Raw genomic sequence first — 26,319 nt, 5'->3', positions numbered from 1 at the left:
ACGAGGAGGATGGCGCTTGCAATGCAGTTGCTAGTCTGCGCGCTTGCGGCCCTCGCGAACGGCGGGCAATCCGCTGGCCCCGTCCCCGTACAGGACCATGGAGCCCCGGCGGGACAGGAGGTGCCAGCCCCCCTGCCCCTGCCCCAGCACGACCAGATCGTGGTGACGGGACGCCGCGGAGCCGCGGACATGGCACCCGAGATCGAACTGAACGCAGAAGAGATCGACGCGCTGGGCGCCTATGATATCGGCGAAGTGATCCAGCGCACTATCCAGAGCAATGCGCTGGGAGACGATCCCGTCGTCATCGTCAACGGCCAGCGCGTCGCCAATCCCGGCGTCTTCTCCCGGTTTCCGTCGGATGCGCTGGTCCGGGTCGAGGTGCTGCCGCGCGGCGCGGGCGCGCAATATGGCGGCGATTCGTCGCGGCGGGTGCTCAACATCGTGCTGCAACGACGCTTCAAGAGCCGGGACGGCCAGTTCGACGCCAAGGCGCCCACCGCCGGCGGGATGTCGAGCCTGTCCGGAGATCTTCGCCAAGGCGCCATATCCGGCAACAGCACGACTCAATTCGGCATCCGCGCCGCACGGGACACCGCGCTGCTCGGCGCGGAACGATCGCAGTATCTGGAGGATCATCCCGGCTATGAGGCGGTCAGCCTTCGCCCTTCGGTACAGACCATGGACGCCAATCTGGCGCTGACCCGCGCCTTGGGGCGCTGGTCCTCGAGCCTCAACATCCAGGGTCAGGTACGAAGCGACCGCGCCATATCCCTGTCCGGCGACGGACCGATCGAAAGCCGGCACAGCACGCGCAACTTGCTGGTGATCGGCGGCCTGAGCGGTTCGCTCCTGGGCTGGTCCCTGCAGGCATCGCTGACCGGCCAGCTCTCGGCGAGCAGCCAGTCAGGCCTGGCAGACACGGCTTCCCGCCAGCAATCGCTGGCGACCGCCGTGTCGGCCAACCGCCCCGTATTGAACCTTCCCGCCGGACCGGTGACCGTCAACCTGACCATGCGGGCCTCCCTGTCCCGCACGTCCATCCTGGGCGCCGGGCCCAAACGCGCCTTTTCCGCCCGCGACCTCAACCTGGGCGGCACCGTGTCGCTTCCGCTCTGGCGCCCGCCCTCGCCCGGCAACGGTTCGGCGATCGCGCGGTTGCTGGGAAGCATGTCCGCGACGTTCGGCGGCACCCTGCGCCAGACGGACGCCGGACAAGGCAAGGGATTGAGCACCGGCCTGATCTGGATGCCCACGACCAAGCTGCGGCTGATCGGCAACTGGTCGACCTCGATCGACAGCGTGCCCGATGCACAGCGCTTTGCGCCGGCCTATTATGGCGCCCCGATCACGGTGTTCGACTTCGCCACCGGGGAATCGGCGCAGGTCCTGCCGATCCTGGGCGGCACACCGGATTTGCTTCCGCCGCGCTTCGACAGGATCGCGCTATCGGCATCGGCGGGCCCATTCTCCCCCTGGAACCTGACCGGGAGCGTCAGCCTGCAACGATCGAATGCCGTCAATGGCATCGGCTCCCTGCCGGAAGTCACGCCCGAACTGGAGGCGGCATTCCCCGGGCGGTTCACGCGCGATGCCGGCGGACGGCTCACCACCATAGACCGGCGCCCGATCAATTTCCGCTCCACGCGTGCCGAGAGCCTGGCCTCGAACCTCAGCATCACCCTCCCGCTCGGCGGGGCAAAGCCGGGCACGCTGCGGATCGCGATCAACCACAATCTGCAATTGCGCAATCTCACCATGATCCATGCGGGCCTGCCGGAAATGGACCGGCTGGTTGGTGACGGCGGCGGCGTGCCGCGCCACCAGCTGGATGTGCAGATGGACGGGCGAGACGGGCCATGGGGCGTCAACCTGGCGGCGCGCTGGCGCAGCGCCTATCGCGTGCGGCGCGACAGCGGCCGCGACGGCCCCGAGGATCTGCTGGTATCCGCGATCGGCACGGTGGATCTGAAATTCAGCTATGCGCTGGCACGCGCCATCCGACCGAGCCATGATGGCGCCACTCCACGTCGTGCCGCTGGCATGCAGTTCGGGCTGGATATCGACAATCTGTTCGATACGCGGCCCAGCGCCCGCCTGGGAAGGGGCAGCCCGGCGCCAGGCTATGGCCGGGACGACCAGGATCCGGTGGGCAGGACGATCCGCCTGACCGTCAGAAACCGTTTCTAGTGCATTCTGCCCTCAATCGGCGGAAAGCACGGGGCCGAGCACAAATCGGCGCTGCATGCCGAACCCGATGCGTGCGAGGAGGCCCGCGCCTATCTCCCCCCCGGGGATGCGCTCGTCATGCGGCCGAAATTCCACGCGGTCGCTAAACAAAGGCGAAATTCCGCCGATTGCTCCTAGCGAGCGGTGCATTCCGTGCGCCGCGTTGAGCTGTGGGGGAACGGATGGTTGCGATCTTCACGGGCGCCGGGACGGGATTCGAGCGCGGTTCGGGGAGCAAGCTGGGTTCGTCGGGCCTGCTGGGCTCGGCCGGCTTCGGGCGGAGCGGCGAACAGATATTCCTCAACGCGGCCAACGGCAATCTGCTGATCAGCCAGCGGGACGAGTTTCTGGTTGGGCGCGGCCCCGATGCGGGAGTCAGCCGGACCTATAACAGCCTGGGCAACCAGAGCGACGACAATGGCGACAATTGGCGCCAGAGCACCCAGCGCGCAGTGAGCCTCAACGGCACGGCGAATAGCTGGGGCAGCTCCGTCACGCACCAGCTGGGGGACGGGTCGGAGATCGTCTATTATTGGTCCGGTTCCGCCTATATCACGACCGAAGGCGGCGGCGTCCATGACAAGATCACATGGGACGGCTCGGTCTTTCGCTGGACGGACGGCGATACCGGCACCGTCGAGACCTATGCCCCTGGCGGACCGAGCCCATGGTATCGATTGTCGACGGTCAGCGACACGAGCGGCAACGCGCTCACCTATGGCTATACCGGCGACAAGCTTACCTCGATCACCACCGCGAATGGCGAGACGCTCACCTATGCCTGGAGCGGCAACCATATCACCGAGGTGAACTCGGGCGACGGCACGCTTACGCGCTATTACTATGACGGCTATGACCGGCTGAGCCGGGTCGATGCCGAGCTGACCAGCGGCGGCGCGGTCTATTCGACCTATTACAGTTATCATGGCAGCTCGAAGCTGGTCGCGACGATCAGCGAGACCGACGGTTCCTACCTCGCGATCGGCTATGACGGCGCCAACCGCGTCACCAGCCTCACCCAGACCGTCGCGGCGGGCGATGCCCGTACCACGAGCATCGCCTATGGCGCGGACTACACGGTCGTCACCGATCCCGCCGGCCAGGCGACCACCCTCCATTACAACTATGCCGGCGCACTGACCCAGATCACGGCACCGCCGGCCTCGGCGGGCGCCGCGCCGCAGACGGTAACGTTCGCGTATGACGAGGACGGAAACCTGAGTCTCGTCACCGATCCCGCCGGGCAGACCACCAGCTATACCCATGACAGCTGGGGCAATGTCGTCTTCGCGACGGATCGGCTCGATAACATCACCCAGCGCGTTTTCGGTCCGGGCAACAAGCTGCTCATCGAAACCCGGCCGGGATCCGGCTCCACCCGCTTTGCCTATGACAGCGCCAACCGGCTGGTCTACACGGTCTCGGCGGAAGGCCGGGTCACCCGCAACTGGTACGACAGCTATGGCCAGCTCTACTTCGTCAGCGAGTTCCCCGACCATCGCTACGATCTGAGCGGTCTCACGTCGGACGAGCCGCTCAGCCAGTCGCAGCTCGACGGCTGGTGCGCGGGGCTCGGCGATACGGCGAGTTCGCAAGTCACGTACATGCTGTTCGATGCGCGGGGGAATCTGACCCAGCGCCTGCGTGGCTCGACCAACAACAATTTTGCCTCGTTCAACACGGCGGGCGGCTACACCCACGAATACTACACCTATGATTCCGCAGGGCGGCTGCTCAGTTCGGTCGTGGCCGGGCAGAACACGCAATATTATGTCTATGACGGGCTGAACCGGCTGGTCTCGCAGACCGACGTCAACGGCGGGACGACGAGCATCGTGTTCGCCGATGCGGCGACGCAGACCGTGATCACGCTGGCGAACGGGTTCGTCCAGACCTCGACCTACAACAAGGCGGGCGAGCTGGTCAGCTTCACCGAGAGCGGCGAGGCGGTTGCCGGCGGCACGGCCAGCTATGCCTATGACAAGAATGGCCGGCTGCGGATGACGACCGACGCGACGGGCGTCAAATCCTATTATGTCTATGACAAGGCCGGCCGGAAGGTCGCCGACATCGACGCCTATGGCAGCGTCACCGAATATCAGTACGACCTGAACAACCGGCTGATCGGGACCGTGCGCTATGAGAATGGCATCATGGGCGGTGCCGGCGCGATGGCGACGCTGGGCGATCCGAACAACAGCCTGGACATGGCGTCGATCCGGCCCAATCCCAATGGCCACGACCAGTGGACCTGGACGGTCTACGACAAGGAAGGCCGGGTGATCGAGGCGATCGAGGGCGACGGCTCGGTCACGGCGTACGAATATGACGCGTCCGGCCGGCTGGTGAAGACCACCGGCTATGCCAACAAGCTGGGCAGCGGGCAGCTCGACGCGTTCAAGGTCAATGGGCCGAGCGCTTGGCTGCCGGCGGCGCACGCCAAGGACAGCATCGCGCGGATCTTCTACGACAAGGACGGCCGCAAGATCGGCGCGCTCGATGGCGAGGGCTATCTCACCCGCACGATCTATGACGGGTCGGGGCGCAAGGTGCAGGAGATCGCCTATGCCAACATCACGAGCGCGGCGCTGCGGGCATCGGGCAGCCTCCAGAGCCTGATCGACAGCGCCGGCACCAGCGCGAGCGACCGCTCGATACGCTATGTCTATGACGGGCAGGACCTGCTGCGCTTCACCATCGACGCGTTGGGGCAGGTCACCGAATTCGGCTATGAAGATCGGAGCTGGCTCTGGAGCGCTTTCAGGCCGGTCCGCTGGACGAAGCGCTATGCGGGCACCATCGGCGCGCTCTCGAGCTACAGCTATGCGAGCGTGAAGAACGCGGTCGCCGCGCTGGCGAGCGATCCCGCCAACCGCACGGGCTGGGCGGTCTATGACAGTGCCGGCCGGCTGGCCTATTCGATCGACGCGGGCGGCGCAGTGATCGGCTACAGCTACGACACCAGGGGCCAGCTGGTCCGCAAGGCCGAATATGCGAACCTGCGCTGGACGGGGTCGCTGCCGAGCAAGGGGGACATGGACAGCTGGGTCGCCAGCTACCCCACGGCGAACGATCGCATCACGCGTTACTATTACAGCGCGCGCGGCGAGCTGCGCTTCACCATCGACGCCGAAGGCTATGTCACCCGCACCGACTATGACGCGGAGGGGCGCGTATCGGCGACGGTGCGCTGGGACAATGCCGTCTCTGCAAACGACGGCTGGACGATCGCCACCGTCAGCAACGCCCAGAGCGGCGACTATGTGGCCTCCAACAGCTATTATGATGCGAATGGCCGCCTGACGCTCACCACCACCAATGCAGGCCAGTCGCGGCGCCTCTATTACTACGCCACCGGGCTGCTGGCCTGGGACATCGCGTCGGAAGGGGGGCAGGACGATAGCCGGACCTATTATGTCTATGACGCGGCGGGTCGGAAGGCGGCGGAATATGCGGCGTTCGGCACGGCCGAGCAGGCGATCACGACCTATACGTATAACGGCCTGGGCGACCTGATCGCAGTCAGCGATCCGAACGCGCATACGACGTCGTTCGAATATGACCATGCGGGGCGGGTGATCCGCCAGGCGAACGCCTACGGCTCGCCGACGGTGTTCGAATACAACGCGTTCGGCGAAGTGACGCGCACGATCAACGCGCGCGGCTTCAGCACGTACAGCTATTACGACCAGGCCGGCCGCATCGTCGCCACCCGCGATGCCGAGGACCATGTCACCGAGACGCGCTATACGGTGTTCGGCGAGGTCGCGTGGATCAAGCAGGCCTACAACAAGGCGACCAATACGGCCGGGGTCGCCAACTGGCCGGACGGCTATGCGGCGCATGTGCTCGATGCCGTCACTTCGTTCGAGTACGACAAGCTCGGCCGCCTGGCGAAGACCATCGATGCCGAAGGCTATTACGAGCAATATACGCTCGACGCCTTCGGCCAGCGCGCGTCGATCCGCAACAAGCTGGGCGGCGTCACCACCAATGTCTTCGACCGGCGCGGCCTGCTCGTTTCCGAGACGCTGCCGATGGCCTCGGTCGACAATCTGGGCAGCATCGTCGCCGCGACGGTGACCAACAAGTTCGGCTATGACGCGCGGGGCAACCGCATCTGGATGGACGAGGCCTATGCTCTCGCCGAGCACCGCTATACCGCGTTCGTCTACGACAAGGCGAACCGGCTGATCGAGAAGCGTGGCGACACGGTCGGCTATATCGATCAGTCCAACCATATCGGCGTCAGCTATGCCAGCGTGATCGAGCGCTACAAATACGATATGCGCGGCAACCTGATCGAGACGATCAATGCCAATGGCGGCCGCACGCTCTTCTATTATGACGACCTGAACCGGAAGATCGCGGACATCACCGCGGTCGGCACCCTGTCCACCTACAGCTATGACGCCGCGGGCAACATGACCGTCTCGCGGACCTATGGTGCGCCGGTCTCCCTGCCGGCCCTTGCGGGCGGGACCCCGCCGGCGGCACCGGGCGGCGACCTGCGCCAGACCAGCTACACCTATGACAATGTCAACCGGCTGCTCACTACGAGCGTGGCAGGGGTACGGACGGGTTCGTGGAACGGCGCGTCCTTCGTCACCACCACCGCACCGGTCACCACGAGCTTCGAGTATGACGTGGTCGGAAACGTCGTGCGGGCGACCGACGGCAATGGCGCCAGCACCTATTCCTATTATGACAAGCGTGGCGGCAAGGTCGCCCAGGTCGACCAGGAAGGCTATGTCACCCGCTGGACGCTCGACGGCGAAGGCAACGTCACCAGCGAGCGCCGCTATGCGACGCAGACGAGCGGAGCGACCGTCTCGAGCCAGCCCGGCGTGCCCGATGCCGGCGCGGATCGCATCACCAACTTCACCTATGACCGCAACGGCCGCCGGCTCACCGAGCAGCGGCTGAACGTCGAGGCGTATGGCGTCGATATCTATAGCGGCCAGCTCTACGGCGCCTCAGGCACCGCGACGATCAGCTACAGCTATAACGGGCTGGGCCAGGTCACGCGCAAGACCGAGGCGACCGGTGACTATATCGACTATAGTTATGACGCGACCGGACGCCTGACCCAGGAAAGCCGCGCGCCGTACAAGGAATATTACAACGGCGACGATCCGATCCGTCCCACGGTTCGTTACTATTACAACGGCATCAATAACCTGGCCATGACCCGCCAGGGTGCAGAGGACCTGAACGGCGGCGACCGCATCACGCGATACACTTATGGCGCCGGTCAGCGGCTGTTGACGATGACCGACCCTTCAGGCGCAGGCTTCGACTATTATTACGACCTCGCCGGCAACATCGTCCGCCAGAATTACACCCGTCAGAAATCGGACGGCAGCAGTGCCTATGAAGGCGTACTCTACACGCGCGACGTGCTGGGCCGGGTCACCGCGCAGGTGGCTGGCAGCTGGAACGGTTCGGCCTGGATCAAGGGCGACGTCCAGCAGACCCAGTACAATGCCTATGGCGAAGTGTCGCAGCGCGGCCTCAACGACGGATGGCAGGAGAAATTCTACTATGACGGCGCCGGCCGGCTCTACAAGACCAACTCGGGCGACGGCGTGTGGCGCTTCTTCGTCTATGACGGCAAGGGAAACCAGACCGCTGCGATCGAAAGCGAGGGCAGCTGGATCGGCTCGTACGAGCTCGACGGCGCCATCTCCGCGGCGACCAACGGCTTCGCCTACCCGCTCGGCAGCCTGTATGTCGATGGCATCAACGTAACCATCAACGCCTATGATCGGCGTGGCCAGGCGACGTCGACGATCCAGACCCAGCGCCAGCTGAGCGAGACGGGCGGGCCGGTCAACCTAACCGTCGCCCGCGGCTACAACGCGTTCGGCGAGGTCGCCTGGGAGCGGGACGCGCGCGGCAACCAGACCAGCTACACCTATAACAGCATGGGCCGCGCGACGATGGTCCAGCGCCCGTCGGTCCAGATCACCACCGAATATAATTACAGCTATTGGACCAACCCCACCGATTATTATTATTACGACCTCGCCGGCCGTACGATCGGCGTGCAGGATGCCAACGGGAACCGCACGACGCGCCGGCTTCTCGCCGGAACCGGCTATGGCGCCACCGAGGCGCTGGTCGCATGGGAATGGCATGCCGATGGCGGCATCCTCAAGAGGGGCTATGACCGGTTCGGCGACCTGCGCCGGGTGACCGACGAGGTCAATCGCACCACCGCAATGGACTATGACGCGATGGGCCGCCTGACCCAGGTGACTCGCCCGAGCGGCCAGGCCGAATATTATGCCTATGACGTGCTCGGCCAGCGCATCCGGCACTGGAACTCCCATTACGGCACCGCCAATGTCGAGCGGACCGACTATGACGTCCAGGGCCGCGTGGTACGCCAGGTCGCCTTCGGTGATGACGCCATGGGGGCCGCAACCACCATCAGCTATGTCTGGTCCTGGCAGTCGACCAACGGCCTGGGCAGCTTCGGCGGCTGGTACCAGACCACCACCTACGCCAATGGCCGCACCTCGGTGCAGCAGGAGGACATGTTCGGCCATGTCCTCTACACCGTGGACCTGGGCGGCCACGCCACCAGTTTCAACTATGACTATGCCGGGCGCATGATCCAGCGCACCGGCGGCGAGACCATCAATTACAACTATCTGAATACCGGCCTGCTGGGATCGATGACAAGCGGCTACGGCTCGCCCGCCACGGCGCCGAACAACTTCGGCGAAACCTATCAGGTCAGGAAGACCGCCTACAGCTACGACGCAAGCGGCAACAAGCTCACCGAAGCCTACACCGTCGAGAATGGCGGTTGGTACGACAATGGCTGGTACGAATATAATTACGATTACGGCTATTACGATCAGTATTGGGTGTCGAATTGGCAGTATTTGACATCCACGACCACCTATCAGAATGCCAGCGCCAGCTATGACGCGCTGGGGCGGATGACCAGCTGGGCGGAGAGCGGCAACGGCACCACGCCCGCCGCCAGCATCGCCTATAGCTATGACGCGAACGGCAATGTCCGCCGCACCTACGCCACCTATTACGTGCTCGATCAGAACGGGAACCCCTGGTACCAGAGCAATCAGGACTATTGGTACCGCTATGACGCGATGAACCGCGTCGTCACGTCGAAGGGCCAGCTCTCGGGCAGCTCGATCGTGCGGGGCACGCAGGGGATCGACCTCGCCTATAACGTCGCGGGCGAACGGGTGCAGTCGACCCGCAACGCGATGACCGAGGGCCTGGTCAGCTACATGCAATATGACCCGAACGCCGCCGGCGGATGGGGCGATTGGGTCAACGTCAACGCCATGGTCCCCTATGAGGCCGAGCGCCGCGAGGACTATGCCTATGACGCGGACGGCCGCCTTTCAGCCGTCTATCTTGCGGAGAGCGGCTATTACGACAATGGCGACGGCACCCTCACGGTAACGGCGCCGCCCGCGACGGGAGGGCTGAAGGCCAATTACTATTATGACGGCATGGGCCGCCTCACCCGCCAGGTCGACTGGCTGGGCTATGGCTACAGCGCCGCCTATGACCACACGCTCACCTACAATTTGCGGGGGCAGGTCGAGTCCGAGGTGACCGTCCAGCTCCAGGGCTTCGACACGATCACCACCTACAGCTCCACCGACTTCGGCTTCGGCAGCAACTATGCGCTGGGCGCGGCGGTCAGCATCTCGACGACGACGTACAAGAACGGCGGCTACCAGAACTACGCCACGACGACGAACAGCTTCGCCTGGTTCGCGGGGGCGGTTCAGGCCAGCACCACCTATGCCCAGTCCGGCCAGGCGGTGCAGACCTCCAACTTCACCTATGGCGCCTCGGGCGACCTGCTCTCCGTCTGGGTCGGCGATGGCCGGCCGCACTCGATCTCGTTCACCAACGACATGAACGGCCAGGCGATCCGGCGCGACGAATATGACAACAACCCCAACCTCGGCGATCCGCACGAGGTCTGGTACCGTTTCAACGGCAAGCAGATGGGATATACCGGCAACAACGGCACCCAGAACACCGATTACCAGAGCTCGATCAACGGGCGGGTCGCGCTGCCGGGCAACGGGGCTTTCCAGAACGGGGCCAATTATGGCTCGTCCTATGCCGATTTCGACCAGAGCTTCTCCGGGCTGACCAGCTACAGCCAGGGCGGCGCGGGCGGCAGCTACACGGTGCGCGCCGGCGACACGCTCCAGTCGATCGCGGCGCAACTCTGGGGCGACAGCGCGCTCTGGTATCGCCTCGCCGAAGCGAACGGCATGGCGGGCGCAAGCGGCCTGATCCAGGGTCAGGCGCTCACCATCCCCTCGGGCGTGCTGCGCTCGACCAACAACGCGGGCACGTTCAACCCCTATAACCCCGCCGACATCCTCGGCGACACCAGCCCGACGACCCCGCAGCCGCAAAAGGCCGCGAAGAAGAACAAGTGCGGGGTGTTCGGGCAGATATTGCTGGCAGTGATCTCGGTCGCGGTTGCCGTGGCATTGCCACATGTCGCGCCGGCGGTCTTTGGCGGTGTCTGGGGTGGCGTCGGTGCCGCGGTCGTCGCGAACGTCGTCAGCCAAGGCGTCGGCATCGTCACCGGCATCCAGGACAAGTTCAGCTTCAAGAGCCTTGCGATGACCGCCGTTACTGCAGGCGTTGCGGCGGGGCTGGACAAGCTCAACATGGTGGTCGACGTCGGCAACAAGGTTGCCAATGCGGCGATAAACGGGGTGATCTCAAACGCAGTTTCGCAAGGCATCGGGGTGGTCACCGGTCTGCAGCCCAAGTTCGACTGGGCCGGCGTCGCCGCGGCGGGCGTCGGTGCGGCTGCGGGGGCGGCGATTGGTGGCGCTCTGAAATACAATGCCGATCTGAAGGGTTTCCATCTCGACAACTCGCTCAAGGGTCTCGCGGCGGGGATGGCGAACAACATCGCGAACGCCGCGACCCGTTCCCTGGTCGCGGGTACGGACTTTGGCGATAACCTCATCGCCGCGTTGCCGGATACGTTGGCGCAGTTCGTCGTATCGGTTGGCAAGGGGGCGATCGAGGGAACCGGCGGTGCGCGCAAGGGCGGCGTCACCGCCGAAACCACGCCCTCGCCGGGGGCCGGGCCTGTCGCGGGCACAGTAGCTCCAGTCGAGCTCGGCCAGAACACGGCCATGGATACCGCCGACGGCGTTGAGATCGTTGTAACCGGAAGGAGGAAGAGCAGTTCCTCGGGAACTCCACGGAGAGGAACGGCAACGATTCAGTTTGATGAGGAAGTGGAGGAAACTCCTCTTCCCATGGCGCCCGCCACGGTCGTCGGGTTCGCGATCGATATCAATACGCACAATGCGCGCCTGATGCAGTGGGGGCCCTGGATCGCCGAGCATGATCCGACAATGCAGTTGTATGACTACACAAACGTCATTGCCGGGTTCAAAGCGGAAGAAGAGTATATCCTCAAAATCAACGCCGCGGCGGCTCCGGAACTGAATCGGGTCGATATGTTCTTCGGCGGCATCATCGCGGCGGCGGCTGCCCCGGCAACGGTACCACTGCTTCTAGAGGGTGGCCTGGGTACCGTGCTCGGAGCCCTGGCGCTTTCGGCGGATGCCAATCACGCGCTTGGAGCCAGTGCGCCGTTTACCGGGGCAACCAAGTTGCCGCTCGACTATCTCGCTGGCGATGGTGCGAGCAACATTCTCGATGTCAGCGCGACCGGCGGCAACCTGCTCTATGGCGGCTATCGCGGCATCCAGGCTTGGCGTTCCGCAAGTGCCGCAAAGGGAATATCTACGATATCGGCGAGTTCGCCGGGTGAAATATTCTATGGCTACGGCAAGCTGTCCGGAAGGCAACAAAGGCTCCTGGACCAGCTGCCCAGCGAGCTTTCTGAGATAACGCTGCGAAAATCGGCTGTTAACGTAACTGACCTTGCCGCCTTGACTGCTAAGACTGGCGATGAATTCGCACTGTTTACAAGGGGAAGTCAGCGCTTGCTGATACGGGGTAACAAAACTGGCGTTCCACTCCTTCCGGAGGAGATTTCAGGGCTGTCCGCCGGGGGATATCGCTGGTCGGCCCACACGCAGCCGGGTAACAGAGATTTGTTTTTGGATGCTTCCGCAGGCGATCGATACGCATTGCAGCTCATGGGACAAGAGCGCAGTCTGATATTGAATAGCACTGGCCGAAGGAACGTTTTCGATGCCACATACGACTATCGGGTGAAGTGATGATTCAGCTAGTCAAAGAAACTTCCGCGGGTGTGATCGGGAAACGGCAGTGGTGGTCGGTGGGAGATTTCACCGCCTTGGTTGCCTATGGTTCTGAGGGGTGTGGCATTTCCGTGAGCGACGCGGATAGGCGCGATATAACCGATACGGTCGCTCACCAGATGAATGCCATGGGTACAAACGTTACCACGATACCATCGATCGATTGCGTTATGATCAGATGCTCAGAGGCCGCTTTGAAAGCGGTTCTGGCCGATATTGGTAAGGTCCTTTCGGCGTAGAGCTGTGGTGTAGTTGCCGCAGAGAGTGCAGGACGGCAGGTGCGAATGACGGCGGCGGGCTTTCTCCGCCGCCCCCGTTCAGCGGCCGCCGAAGCGCCTGGACAAGGTGACGGCGACGGTCCGGGGATTGGGCGGGTTGTTGTACGGATCATAGCCCACTACCCCATCGACGATCCGCGGCTGAGCCTGGTCGAACACATTGGCGACGACGAGCTGGAGCGCGCTGTCGCGCAGCCAGGATGCGCGCGACAGGCGGCCAAGGTCGAAGCTGGCGAACAGCGAGGCGGTCGTGAAGGATCCGACCCGGCGGCGCGGCTGGCCGGCACGATCGTCGACGAAGCCGTCGACATAGTTGATCATCGAGCCGATCGAGAAACCGTCGCTGCCCCAGGCGACGGTCCCGTTGAAGCGCAGGTCGGCCGGCTTGGCATAGCCGTCGAGCCGCGAGATCGCAGTCGCGCCGCCTGCGTTCAGCGCGAGGTTGAGGATATACTGGCCCGACAGGGTGAACGCGGCGGTTCCTCCGAACAGCCGGGTCTTGTAATCCAGATCCAGGTCGATGCCGTCGGTGGATTCGACGGCGAAGTTCTGCGAGCGGATGTCCGCGATCAGCTGGATCTGCGACAGCAGGCTCGCCGGCACCTGGCCCGCATTGTCGAAGAAGGTCAGCTCGCCGCCATTATAGCCCGGCACCTCGGCAAAGCGCCGGAAGACATCCGGGTTCCGCAGCACCGCCTGCAGCTGCGCCATATTCGGATTCCTGGTGTTGAAGATCTGGAGGTCGGCAACGGACAGGCTGTCATCGGGCGCGGGCGTGCCTACCCGGCCGGTGATCTTGATGCGGTAATAATCCGCCTTGATCGTCAGGCCCGGGATAAGGGCCGGCGTGAGATCGGCGCCGATCGTGAAGGTGTCGGCATTCTGTGTCTTGAGCGCGGGATTGGCGCCGGCGCGATACATCACCAGCGTCTGGCCGGCCGGAAGCGCCGGGTTCTGCAATGCGGGATCGAGGAACTTGTAGGGATAGAGCCCGATCGAAACCTGCTCGGCAATGCCGATCGTGCTGCGGAAGCGCGGCACGAGGAACGAGCGCGCATAGGTCCCGCGCAGGGCGATCGAGCGATCGACCTGCCAGCGCAACCCGAGCTTGGGCGAGAAGGCGGTGTCGAAACCCAGATCCTCGAAGCGGCCGGCTGCCGACAAGGTCAGCGAACGGACCAGCGGGACCGCCTGATCGACACCGACCAGCGGCACGTTGACCTCGCCGAACACCGACCTGGTCCTTCGCGAACCGCCGCTTCGGTTGAAGAAGATCCTCGCATCGGTCCAGAGCGTCTCGGCGCGATATTGCGCACCGGCAGCCGCGATTACCGGGCCCGCGGGCAGACGGAACAGCTCGGCTTGCCCGTGCAGTTCAGCGACGAACAGCGTGTTCGAATAATTGCGGAAGCTGGGCCTGCCGGTGACGCGGCGTGAATCGCTGCCGGTGTCGTTGCGGCCATAATCGACATAGAGGTCGATGGCCGTCCGCCCGCGCCCCTGCCAGTGCAGATTGTTGTAGAAGGAATAGCCCGAGGTGCCGGTATGGAAGCGCCGATTGTACTGGGGTTCGTCCAGGTAGCGCTGCTGCGACCTGCGCTCACGCTCGAAATAGGAAGCGTCGAGCGAATAGGTGAAATCGCCGAAGGACTGCTGGCCGCCGGCATAGAAGCCGGTGAGCAGTTCGTCGGGCAACGCGTCGATCTGGAGATACTCGTTCGACACGCGGACAGGATCGCGCGTGTAGGGCGCGCGCTTCTGGTACATCGCCATGCCGTAGATCGAACCGCTGTTCCAGCTATGCCCGGCGAGCGCGCTGACCTGGAGGCTGGTCTTGCCGGTCTCGGTCGCCATCGCGTCGCGGATTTCGACCTCGAGGCCCTGCCTGGGCTTGCGAGTGACGATATTGACCACGCCGGCGACCGCATCGGCGCCATAGGTGGCGGAAGCGCCATCCGGAATGATGTCGATCCGCTCGATGAGCATCGAGGGCAGCACGGAGACGGTCGGCGCTTCGGTCATGCCGACCGACGGCATGCGCCGGCCATTGAGCAGCGTCAGCGTCGCATCCGAGGCGAGCCCGCGCAGGGCAAAGCCGGCAAAGCCGTCGAACTGGTTGTAGGTCGTCCCATCGCCGAGCGGGCTGCCGATACCGGCGCCGGTGGTGGCGAATTCGCTCAGATCGCCGGTGAAGTTCTGCGGGATGGTCAGCAGGAACTCGGCGGTCGAACCAGCGCCCGATCGGTCGATATCGATTCGGTCGCGCGTGAAGACCGGGCTGGCCATATATTCCCGCGGCAGGCCCCGGATCAGCGAGCCGGTCACGACGATGGCACCGGCTTCGGACTCCGCCCCGCCATCACCATGCGCCGCCGGGCGATCCTGGCGCGCTCCCCGCTGCGGCGCTTCGCCATTCCTGGCTTCCTGCGCAAGGGCAGGCTGGCAAACGCACGCCAGAGACGCCGCCAAGACGCCCATCCCAGATAAGTTCACGGAGCCCCCTTCAATGATATGTTGCATCATATCCTTTCGGCTTCGTATTTTTGCGGCGACGGCGTGTCAACCACTCGCAGGCAGCGGCGCGCCCGCACCGCCTTCTGTCCGCGCATTCGGCGTGATCCTCGCCGCCCGCCGATGTCGCGGCGCGCTGCGCCATCGACCATGATCGGAGCCGGGGCCGCAGTTCGATGGCCGGCGGCATCCCTTGCGGACGAAGATTAATTCTTGTTAATATTCGTGCCGCTTCAGGGCACATGCACAGAATCTGCGTGCAGCCGAATCTTCCCACCTTTAATGTGAATGGCTTAAATGCCGGGAATCGAATGGAAACCTGGAAGCAAAGCAACTCCGGAGCGTGATTTGGCATCACATCCCGTCCATGTTTACCGTTACACGACCGCAGATATTGCCCCCAGCGAGCGCTTTGACGCGTGGGAGAGTCACTGGCCGAATGCCGGCCCGCTCTTCAGCACCGAACCCCTGGAAGCGTTCCGCGTGTCGAGCGAGTTCGTACGGCTGGGCGAGATCGGTTTCATGTATACCGACATCTCCTCGCAACGCTGGAAACGCGACAGGCGGCTCGTCGATATCGGGCGGAACACGATAGCGGTCGCCGTGAACCTGGACGGCAAGGCAGCCGGCATCGCGGGCAGGAACGACTGGGTGCAGATGCCGGGCGCCGCGGTGCTCGTCGACCATGGCCAGACCTCGCTCCACGATTCCGCCGGCGGACGCAGCATCGGCTTTTCCGTGCCACGCCACCTGGCGACCGAAGCGGGACTGGATGCCGCCAGCCTGCACGGCATGGTGCTGAGCCCGGCGGAAAGCGCCATGCTCACCTCGCACATGCTTCAGGTGCGCGAGGCCCTGCCCCGCTTCGGCGAGGAAGATGCCCCCCGGCTCGGCCGATCGATGCTCGACGTGCTGATGCTGACGCTGAAGGGCGCCAATCGCAGCGAAGCACCGGGCTTCCGCGAGGACCCCGCCACGCTGCTGCTGCGCACCCGCAAGGAGATCCAGGAGCATCTCGGCTCGCCCAGCCTGACGATCGCCAATCTCTGCCGCAAGCTGGGCGTGTCGCGCAGCACTTTGCACCGGCTGTTCGAGGAGAGCGGCGGCGTGCAGGCCCATATCCGCGACATGCGGCTGGAAGCGGCGCGCCAGGCCTTGCTCAACCCCGAAAATCCCGAGCGGATCGGCGATATCGCCGAGCGGCTCGGCTTCAGCGACGCCGCACATCTGAGCCGGCTGTTCAAGGCCCGCTTCGGCGAGACTCCCAGCGATTGCCGCGCGCGGAGCATCCTGAACCGCTGATGTCCCAAAGCGGGACCCGTGTCGCCGTGCGACATCGATCCAAATCGGTGAGACGGGCGTTCAACAGCAAAATCCCCACCCGGGCCTAAGGAATTCCCCATGTCTGCCGTGCGTCCCGAATGAGTCGGGGGCGCACGGTCCTTAGGATTTCGGGGGCTTCTGAAATGATCGATCGTGGCAATGGCGCGCGTGCGTCCAAGGCGGTTTCCGTGCGCGTGGGCCGCGAGGCGCTGTTGCGCAAGGCACTGCTCGGTTCAACGGCGCTGATCGGCATCGCGCTCGCCACGCCGGCGCTGGCCCAGTCGACCAACCCCGTGGGCGGCGGCACGATCTCCGGCACGGGCTCCTATACCGATGTTACCGGTGCCGGCGGTGGCGTGCAGGTCACCAACACGCAGAACTCCGGCGTCACCCTGTCCGGCGTCACCATCAACAACACCACCGGAGACCCGACCGGCATCGCCTATCAGCAGATCGCCGGCAACGGCCAGAGCGCGGTGCTCTTCACCAGCGGCGCGAACGCGCTCTCGAGCAACCAGAACGGCGCGGCCATCGGCATGACGGCCGCCAACGGCAACCTTACCTGGGCCATCGGCCAGTTCGATGCCGCCTCGACCACCGACCTCACCGCCACCTATGGCGCCTATCTGATCGCCACCGGCTTCGTGAACGTCGTCGATTTCGGCACCGTCACCAGCCTGCGCAGCGTCACCGCCGACGGGGCCGGCGGGGCGGGCATCTACGCCAGCTCCAGCGGTTCCTCGGTGACCCTGTCGCTGAAGGCGCCGGTCATCTCGGGCTTCTCCACCGGCATCGCCGCGATCTCGGCCACGGGCGCCAACGTCACCACCACCGGCGGCTCGATCAGTACCCCTGCCAGCGGTACCGGGATCAGCGCGACCGCAAGCAGCGCGGGGGGCGCCGTCACGGTCAGTTCGGGTTCGGCGATCAGCACCAGCGGCGCCGGCATCGGCATCAACGCCTCGTCGAACAACGCCGCCACCAGCGTGACCACCACTCCGGGCGGCACGATCAATGGCGGCAGCGTCGGCATCCAGGTGAATGCCGCCCTGACCGGCCAGACCAGCACCGTGACGGTAGGCGCCGCAATCGGCAACGCGACGCGCCCGAGTTCGGGCGTGGTGTTCCAGGGCACCGGCGTGGTCGGCGGCACCAACACCGCCAACGCCAACGCCAATATCAGCAGCGGCACGGGCTTCGCCGCGATCGGTTCGAACACCATAAACACGGATCTCGCGGTGAACGTGGCGTCGGGCGTCAGCGTCACCTCGCAGGGCTCCTTCGCGATCCGGGCCGGCCGCGACATCACCCTGGTCAACAACGGCACGGTCAACGCGACCAGCGGCGCCGGAACCGGCGTAAGCAATTCCCAGGCGCCCTCCACTCTCAGCGTGACCAACAACGGCGCGATGAGCGCCGGCAAGACCGTGGTGGACGGACAGGGAACCACCAACGTCACCAACGCCGGCACGATCACCGCGACCAACTCCATGGCGATCTATTCGGGCCGTGGCGGCACGATCGCCAACAATGCCGGCGCCACCATCACCGGTGGTGCCAACGCTGCTACCGGCTGGGCGATCCGCTTCGACAGCAGCACCTTCTCGACCGGCCAGACGGTCACCAACAACGGCACCATCACCGGCGGCGGCGCAGGTGCGATCCGGCTCGACGCCACCACCGCCTCGTTGTTCAACCTCAATGCCGGATCGACCACGAACGGCCTGATCCAGATCACCGGCAGCGGCGCGACCACCACCAATCTCGGCGGCACGCTGAACGGCAACTACGACGCCAGCGCCGCCACCGGCGCCCAGAACTTCACGCTCGGCGCGACCGGTGCGATGCAGGGCGCGACCTTCGGCTCGGGCAACGACACCTTCACCTGGGGCGGCGGCACCATCGGCGGCACCGTCGATGCCGGCACGGGCACGGACACCTTCGCGGTCGATATCGGTTCCTTGACCAGCCGGACGATCGATCAGAGCAGCTTCTTCGCCAACATCGTCAATTTCGACGCCTACAACCTCGTCACCGGCAACCTGACGCTCACCGGCAGCCGCGACGGCAGCCCGGGCTGGACGGTGGCGGGCGGCAATGCGACGACGCTCATCGTCAACGGCGCGCTGACCAATGTCGCGGGCAACGCGGTCACGCTCACCACCGCCGACCTGATGGTCGTCCAGTCGGGCGCGCAGCTGAGCGCGACCGGCGACGTCATCTACTCGCTCGCGACCGGCAACAACATCCAGAACAGCGGCACGATCACGTCGGGCACCGGCGCTTCCTCCGGCATCGCGATCGGCAGCGGCACGGTCGATAACTATGGCCTGATCACCTATGCCGCCGGCGGCTCGATCGCGACCCAGGGCAACGGCGTCCTCGCCGGCTCCGACCAGCTCAGCCTCACCAACTATGCCGGCGCGAGCCTCTATGGCCGCTGGGACGGCGTGCGCGCGAACAATGGCGCCCATATCGTCAATGGCGGCCTGATCCAGGGCGACCGCTTCGCCGGCATCGAGATCAGCGGCCCCGGCGTCGTCCTCAACAATGCCACCGGCCGCATCTATGGCGCGACGAGCGAAGGTGCGGGCGTGCTGATCAACAGCGGCGCCGCCAGCGTGACCAACGCATCCGGCGGCCAGATCGTCGGCGCGGGCTATGCCGGCATCTACAATGGCGGCACCGGCCTGCTGAGCGTCAGCAACGCGGGCACGATCGCCACCGGCACGCTCAATGGCGCGAACAACTATGTCCAGGGCGGCACCACCACGGCGATCCGCAGCGCCAGCGCCAACATCACCAATACCGGCCTGATCGAAGGCGCGTCCGGCGGCATCCAGACCAGCGGCGCCCTCACCCTGGTCAACACCGGCATGATCCGCGGGACCGGCACCGGTTCGCTCAATCTCGATGCCGTCTATGTCGGCGGCGTGGCGAACATCCTGAACGCCGGCACGATCAGCGAGGGCAGCGGCGCGGCCATTCATGCCAATGGCGGCGGCACGATCACCAATGCGGTGGGTGCCGCGCTGGGCGGCGGCAACAACCCCGGCTCCGGCGCCGCCGTCTTCCTGAACGGCGGCACGTTCAACAATTATGGCCAGGCAGGCAGCGGGATCGGCGCTACCGCAATCACCGGCAATGCCGGCGGCACGATCAACCTGTTCGCCGGCTCGGCTTCGGGCAGCATCACCGGCGGCGCCGGAAACGACACGCTGGCGATCTACAACGGCCAGATCAATGCAAGTGCGGTGACGCAGGGCTACACCGACGCGGTGAGCGGCGCGACGGGCAACGTGACGTTGCAGAACAGCGGCACGCTGGCGGCCGCGACCTTCGGCGCGATCGACCTCGGCGGCGGCAACAACACGCTGCAGCTGCGCGGCACCGGCACCGGCGCGCAGGCAGGCAGCTTCTCGCTCGCCACCTCGACCGGCGCGGGGACCATCACCAAGCTCGACAGCGGCACCTGGACCCTCACCGGCGTGGCAGCGGTGCCCGGCATCACCGTCAACGCCAATGGCGGCACGCTGAACTTCCAGGGCACCAGCGGCGTCGGCACGATCAACGTCAATGGCGGCATCCTGCGCGCCAATGGCTCCGGCGCGTTCGGCAGCGCGGCCGTCCACATGCTCACGTCGAACGTGCAGTTCGCCGCATCCGGCGTCTATGCGAACACCTTCGTGCTCGACATTCCCGCGGTGCTGAACGGCCAGCCGGTCATGTTCGAGAACCTGTTCGGCGGCAATGCCATCCTGAGCGGCAACATCACCTCGGGCAGCGGCACCAACGCCGCCGGCCAGGCGATCGGTACCTCGCAGGCCGTTACCTTCGCCGGCATCGGGGGAAGCCTGTTCAGCCTGACCGGCACCAATGGCTGGACCGGCACCACGACGATCAATTCGGGCGTGACGGCGCGGGGCTCGACCACTGCGATCTCGGGCAGCGACATCGTCAGCAACGGCACGGTCGCCTATGCCCAGTCGGGCAGCAGCTCGAGCGGCACGGTGATCTCGGGCAGCGGCGCGCTGCGGCTGGAAAGCGGCCAGGTCACGCTGACCGGGTTCAACACCTATACCGGCGGCACGACCGTCGCCGGCGGCCGCCTGCAGGTGGGCGACGGCACCACCAATGGCCGCATCACCGGCGCTATCACCGTCGATTCTGGCGCGACGCTGGTCTTCAGCCGCAACGACAATTACGACTTCGCCAGCGCGATCAGCGGCGCGGGCGACCTCCAGGCGCTCGGCACCCTCTCGCTGAGCGGCCCGATCACCAACACCGGCGCATTCAACGTCAATTCGGCCACCGGCGGCACGATCACGCTCAGCGGCGCGCGCAGCGGCGCGTATAGCGGCGGCGCCAATGCCGCCGCAGTCACCCTGGGCGGCGCCAACAACATCCTGCGCGTCATCCAGAGCGGCACGATCGCGGGCGGCCAGTATCTTGGCGTCTATCTCGGCGGCGCCGGGAACGGCGTCGACAATTTCGGCGCGATCAGCAACACCGGCACCGCTATCGACCAGGACTGGGGCGCGGCGATCGGCGTCGCGGCGACCAGCGGCACCTCGATCATCAACAACGGCTCGGCGAGCAACGCCACCGCGACGATCAGCGGCCGGAATAGCGGCATCAATCACCTCGGCTCGGACGGCGTGGTCGCCACCGGCCAGCTGTCGGTCAACAATTACGGCCTGATCGCCAGCAACCTCTCCAACGCGATCGAGAACCAGGCCGGCTCGGGCAACCTCATCGTCACCAACTACGGCACCGGCAGGATCGTCGGCCAGGGCAATGCCGGCGGCACGAACGGCAACGGCATCTACGCGGTCGGCTCGGGCGCGCTCGGCCTCACCAATGCCGGCCTGATCGTCGGCCGCGTCAACGGCGTCCTCACCGGCAGCTCGGCCAGCATCACCAACAGCGGCACGATCGCGGCGGGCACGCTCTCGGGCGGCACCAGCGGCACGCTGGTCGCGGGCGGCGGCAACGGCATCCAGACGGTGGGCGGCACCATCACCAACCAGGCGGGCGGCGTGATCCGCGGTTCGTTCCTGGGCGGCAACGGCGACAATACCAACGCGATCACCTCGACCGCGGCGACCACCATCAGCAATTCCGGCCAGATCCTGGGCGTCGCGTACGGATCGACTTCGAACGTGCGCACCAACGGCGTCTATGTCTCGGGCGGCGGCGGCACGGTGACCAACTATGCCACCGGCCTGATCACCGGCGGCTGGGACGGCGTGTACGTCGCGTCGGGCGGCACGGTGACCAATTCGGGCACGATCGCCGGCTACCAATATTATGGCGTCGAGAACGCCAGCACCCTGACCAACAATGCCGGCGGCCGCCTCCTGGGCGTCGCCGGGGGGGCGTCGATGCTGGCGGGCGGCGCCGTCAACAACAGCGGGCTGATCGCGGCGGCGACCTACAACTCGGCAACCGACACCTACACTCCCAGTGCGGGCACCGGCCTGGTGCTCAGCTCGGGCAGCGTCTCCAACCAGTATAACGGCACGATCCGCGGCGCCTCCGGTATCACCGCGGCCGGCACGCTGAGCCTGGGCAACGGCGGCACCATCACCGCCACGACGAACGCGGGCGTGAACCTGCTGGGTATCGGCAACACCATCTACAATTCGGGCACGATCACCGGCGGCACCAATGCGACGCTGGGCTATGGCGTGCGCTTCGTCCCCGCCGCCGGGGGCACGCTCAACAACCAGTCGGGCGGGCTGATCAGCGGCACCGCCGGCGGCGTCTATTCGGGAAGCGCGAGCGTGTCCGTCGACAATGGCGGCACCATCGTCGGCACCGGCACCGGCAGCCGCGGCGTCTATCAGCAGTTCGGCAATGCCACCGTCACCAACCAGGCGAGCGGCGTGATCGTCGGCCAGGGCTGGGGCATCCAGGGCGGCGCCACCGCGAACATCAACAATGCCGGCTTCATCGGCGCGGGCACGCTCTTGGGCGGCACCACGGGCACCTTCACGGCGAACGGCACCGGCAGCGGCGTCGTCTTCAACGGCGGCTACCTCACCAACGGTGCCGGCGCGACGATCGTCGGCGGCAATTACGGCGTCTACTCGGGCGGCAGCACCGCGGTGAACATCCTCAACAGCGGCACCATCACCGGCGGCAACTATGCGATCTACCTGACCGGCGACAACGACAACACGATCAGCCTCTTTGCCGGCTCGGTAACCGATGGCGCGATCATGCTCGGCAACGGCAACGACACGGTCAACTGGTATGGCGGCAGCTTCGGCCATATCGAAGCCGGCACCATCGGCTTCGACAGGTTCAACGCCAGCGTCTCCAGCCCGACCACGCTCGACCTCGGCAAGCTCGGCAATTTCGAGCAGCTTTCCCTCAACGGCGGCGATCTGACGCTGAGCGGCGCGTCGGCGAGCATCGGCGGCTGGATCGTCAACGACGGCACGCTGACGCTCGACGGCACCGTCCAGATCGGAACCGACGGCACGGCCGTCACGCTGGCCAGCAGCGGCACGAGCCTGACCATCGCCGATGGCGGCACGGTGATCGGCAATCTCGGCAACGGCGTCTTCGCCCAGACCGGCACCGCCGTGACCAACGCCGGCCTGATCCGCTCGACCGACGCCAACTATAGCGGCGTCGCCCTGCTCGGCGGCACGCTCGGGAACCAGGCTCCCGGCCTGATCGTCGCCGAAGGCAATGGCGTCACCGCCTCGGCCAGCACGAACACCATCGACAATGCCGGCATCATCGTCGGCCGCACCGGTGGCGTGATCGGCAGCGACGGCTATCAGACGCTGAACAACACCGGCGTCATCGCCGTCGGCACCGCGGCCAATACCGTCACCCAATATTGGCAGATCAACCAGGACTACAGCAACGGCGACGGCGTTCGGTTCACTGCCGGCGGCACGGTGATCAACACCGGCGGCGCCAACAATGGCGGTATCATCGTCGGCGGCGCCAACGGCCTGGTCATCACGGGCGGCGCGGCGACGATCGAGAACTCGGGCACCATCCAGGGCAACACCGGCTACGGCGTCTCGCTGGACACGGCGGCAGGCCAGACCTCGACGATCACCAACCATAGGAGCGGTTCGTTCGTCGGCGCCATGGGCGCGGTGCTGCTCTCCGGCGACGGCACGGTCAACATGACCAACGAGGTCGGCTCGGCGATGTATGGCAGCATCGTCTCGACCGGCAACGGCACGCGCAACATCGACCTGTCGGGCATCGTCTATGGCGACTACGACGCCAGGTCGAGCACCGGCACCAACAATGTCATCATGCGCTCCGGCCTGATCGCCAATGTGTACCTGGGAGACGGCGACGACAGCTTCACCTATTTCGGCGGCACGATCACCGGCATCGTCGATGGCGGCGCGGGCTATGACCGGCTGTTCGCCGATTTCGGTGCCGGGCAGAGCTACAATGTCAGCCTGGCCAACTTCATCAACTTCGACAGCATCGGCCTGGTCTCCGGCAACATGACCCTGACCGGACCGAGCAACGATCCCGGCCAGGCGATCCATGCCGGTATCGGCGGCATGCCTGCCGGCACGATCACCTTCGACGGCACGAGCGGCCTGACCGGCGACATCTATGTCAATGGCGGCGCGATCCGCGCGAACACCGCGGGCGCCTTCGGCAGCGGCACGATTCACATGATCGACCCGACCGCGACCTTCGGCGCCACCGGCAGCTATGCCAACAACATCTCGCTGGAAGTGGTCACTCCGTCCTCGGCCAACCCGTCGACGCTGAACGCCGATGCGGGCGTGACCGCGACGCTGACCGGCGCGATCACCACCGGCACCGGCGCGGGCATCGATCCGAGCCAGGACCTGGTCATCGGCGGCCAGGGCACGATAGTCCTCACCAACACCGCCAACAGCTGGCTGGGCACCACCACGATCCAGTCGGGCGCGACGCTCCAGGGGGCGAGCGACACGATCTCGGGCTCCGCGATCGTCAACAACGGCACCCTCGCCTATCAGCAGGCCTATGGCGGCACCGTCTCGCAGAACATCACCGGCAACGGCCAGGTGCGCGTGGGCGGCCTGGCGGCTGGCAACACCCTCGCCTTCTCCGGCACCAACAGCTTCAACGGCTCGATCCTGATACAGGACGCGTCGCGAGTCGCGATCAGCGGCGCGACCGGCACGGGCGCCCATGTGAGCGTCGATCTGGGCGCGGACGCCAGCCGGCTCGATGTGACGGCGACGGGCAGCCTGACCAGCAGCAACACCGCAGTGACTGCCTATGGCGCGAACCAGAGCGTGCACAATCTCGGCTCGATCGCCAGCACCGGCAATGCGGCCGTGCAGCTGGGCGGTGCCAACGCGCTGCTCGACAATGACGGCACCATCGGCGGCACCCGCGGCGTCTATGGCAATGCCGCCAATATCCAGCTGATCAACGGCGCTCACGGCACGATCATCGGCAACACCAACAACGCGGTGTACCTCGCCCAGGGCGGCACGATCGACAATTCGGGCACGATCCAGTCGCTCAACGGCTACCCCGCCGTCTATGTCGGCAGCGGAGCGGCCACGATCACCAACAATGCCGGCGGCCTGATCGCCAGCAATGGCACTACCGTGGCAATGTACGACGCCGGCTCGAAGCTGACCAACGCGGGCACCGTGACCTCCCGCGACGAGACCGCAGTCTATCTGGGCGCGGGCGGCACGGTCATCAACTCGGGCGGCCTGACCGGCGGCACCGCCGGCTATGGCCTGTGGACCAGCGCGGGTGGCACCTTCACCAACCAGTCGGGCGGCACCATCACCGGCGGCCTCGGCGGCATGTATCTCGACGGCACGGGCGCGATCGCGGTCAATCTCGACGCGGGCTCGACCACCGGCAAGATCTTCTCGGGCGGCTCCGGCGACCGCGTGATCAACATCTCGGGCACGCTCAACGGCGGCTATGCCGGCGGCGCGGGCAACGACAGGATCACGCTCGACACCAGTGCGATCGTGACCGGCGTGCTGGATGGCGGCTCTGGGGGCAACGACACGCTGACGCTGACGGGCAGCGGTTCGGCAACGCTGGGCGATGTGATGAACATCGGAAGCGCCACCAAGTCGGGCAGCGGCACCTGGACCATCTCGGCCCCGACGAGCATGACCTCGTGGACGATCGCCGACGGCACGCTGCTGCTCTCCGGCGGCAATGCCATCGCCGACACGGCCATGGTGACGATGACCGGCGGCACGCTGCAGCTGGGCGCGTCGGAAGCGATCGGCAACCTGTCGGGCACCGGCGCAGTGTCGCTTGGCGCCAACGGACTGACCCTGCTCGGCAACGGCACCACCTTCGCCGGCACGATCTCGGGCAGCGGCAACCTGCTGATCGGCGGCACTGCCACCCTGTCGGGCGCCAATGCCTATACCGGCCAGACCGTGGTGGCGGGCACGCTCACGCTCGGCGCTTCGAACGTGCTGGCCGACAGCTCGACTCTGGTCGTCCAGGCCGGAGGCACGGTCGATCTGGGCGCGAACAGCGACGCGGTGGCCATCGCCGCCATCGCCGGCACGCTGGCGGGTTCGGGCACGCTCACCGCCAGCCAGTACCAGCTCACCGGCGCAACCGTGAACGCGAACCTCGGTGCGGGCACCGTGTTCAACCTGGGCGGCAGCTCGACCCTGAACGGCAATGCGGCAGGCCCGCTCGTCGTGCAGGCAGGCACGCTGGCGCTG

At 65.7% G+C, this 26,319-nt stretch carries 6 protein-coding genes; 5 read left to right on the top strand and 1 reads right to left on the bottom strand.

The features are described from left to right. The first annotated feature begins 120 nt into the window (after nucleotides 1–120). The 3 genes from BGP17_RS05875 (at nucleotide 121) to BGP17_RS05865 (ending at nucleotide 12,739) form a co-directional block, all read left to right on the top strand. Entirely contained in the window at nucleotides 121–2,190 is a 2,070-nt protein-coding gene (locus BGP17_RS05875; protein ID WP_286711329.1) for a porin family protein, read from the top strand. A gap of 221 nt (nucleotides 2,191–2,411) precedes the next feature. Beyond that, nucleotides 2,412–12,458 carry a LysM peptidoglycan-binding domain-containing protein gene (locus BGP17_RS05870; protein ID WP_286711328.1) on the top strand — a complete coding sequence of 3,349 codons (10,047 nt, stop codon included), beginning with the start codon at nucleotides 2,412–2,414 and terminating at the stop codon, nucleotides 12,456–12,458. Beyond that, nucleotides 12,458–12,739: a hypothetical protein gene (locus tag BGP17_RS05865; RefSeq protein ID WP_286711327.1), complete on the top strand. Its 282-nt coding sequence runs from the start codon at nucleotides 12,458–12,460 to the stop codon at nucleotides 12,737–12,739. The genes BGP17_RS05870 and BGP17_RS05865 overlap by 1 nt, the downstream gene beginning before the upstream one ends. Before the next feature lie 78 nt (nucleotides 12,740–12,817). On the opposite strand, the gene BGP17_RS05860 is transcribed toward BGP17_RS05865, so the two are convergent. Continuing rightward, a complete protein-coding gene (locus BGP17_RS05860; protein WP_286711326.1) occupies nucleotides 12,818–15,247 on the bottom strand; it encodes a TonB-dependent receptor plug domain-containing protein in 2,430 nt (809 codons plus the stop codon). A gap of 525 nt (nucleotides 15,248–15,772) precedes the next feature. Here BGP17_RS05860 and BGP17_RS05855 point away from each other — a divergent pair. Beyond that, the gene (locus tag BGP17_RS05855; RefSeq protein WP_286711325.1) at nucleotides 15,773–16,591 is read left to right on the top strand and encodes a helix-turn-helix transcriptional regulator; all 819 of its coding nucleotides are present in this window, start codon (nucleotides 15,773–15,775) and stop codon (nucleotides 16,589–16,591) included. A 164-nt stretch (nucleotides 16,592–16,755) separates the two neighbouring features. Continuing rightward, a partial coding sequence (locus BGP17_RS05850) for a beta strand repeat-containing protein (RefSeq protein ID WP_286711324.1) occupies nucleotides 16,756–26,319 on the top strand: 9,564 nt, incomplete at its 3' end.

Origin of the sequence: Sphingomonas sp. 67-41 (assembly GCF_001899725.1) — a bacterium.
Taxonomy (GTDB): Bacteria; Pseudomonadota; Alphaproteobacteria; order Sphingomonadales; family Sphingomonadaceae; genus Sphingomonas; species Sphingomonas leidyi.
The sequence above is the reverse complement of the archived record's forward strand: the minus strand, read 5'-3'. Positions and strand labels throughout refer to the sequence as shown.

Coding starts and splice junctions, on each gene's coding strand:
- BGP17_RS05870 (WP_286711328.1), top strand. CDS start 2,412: ATGGTTGCGATCTTCACGGGCGCCGGGACGGGATTCGAGCGCGGTTCG.
- BGP17_RS05865 (WP_286711327.1), top strand. CDS start 12,458: ATGATTCAGCTAGTCAAAGAAACTTCCGCGGGTGTGATCGGGAAACGG.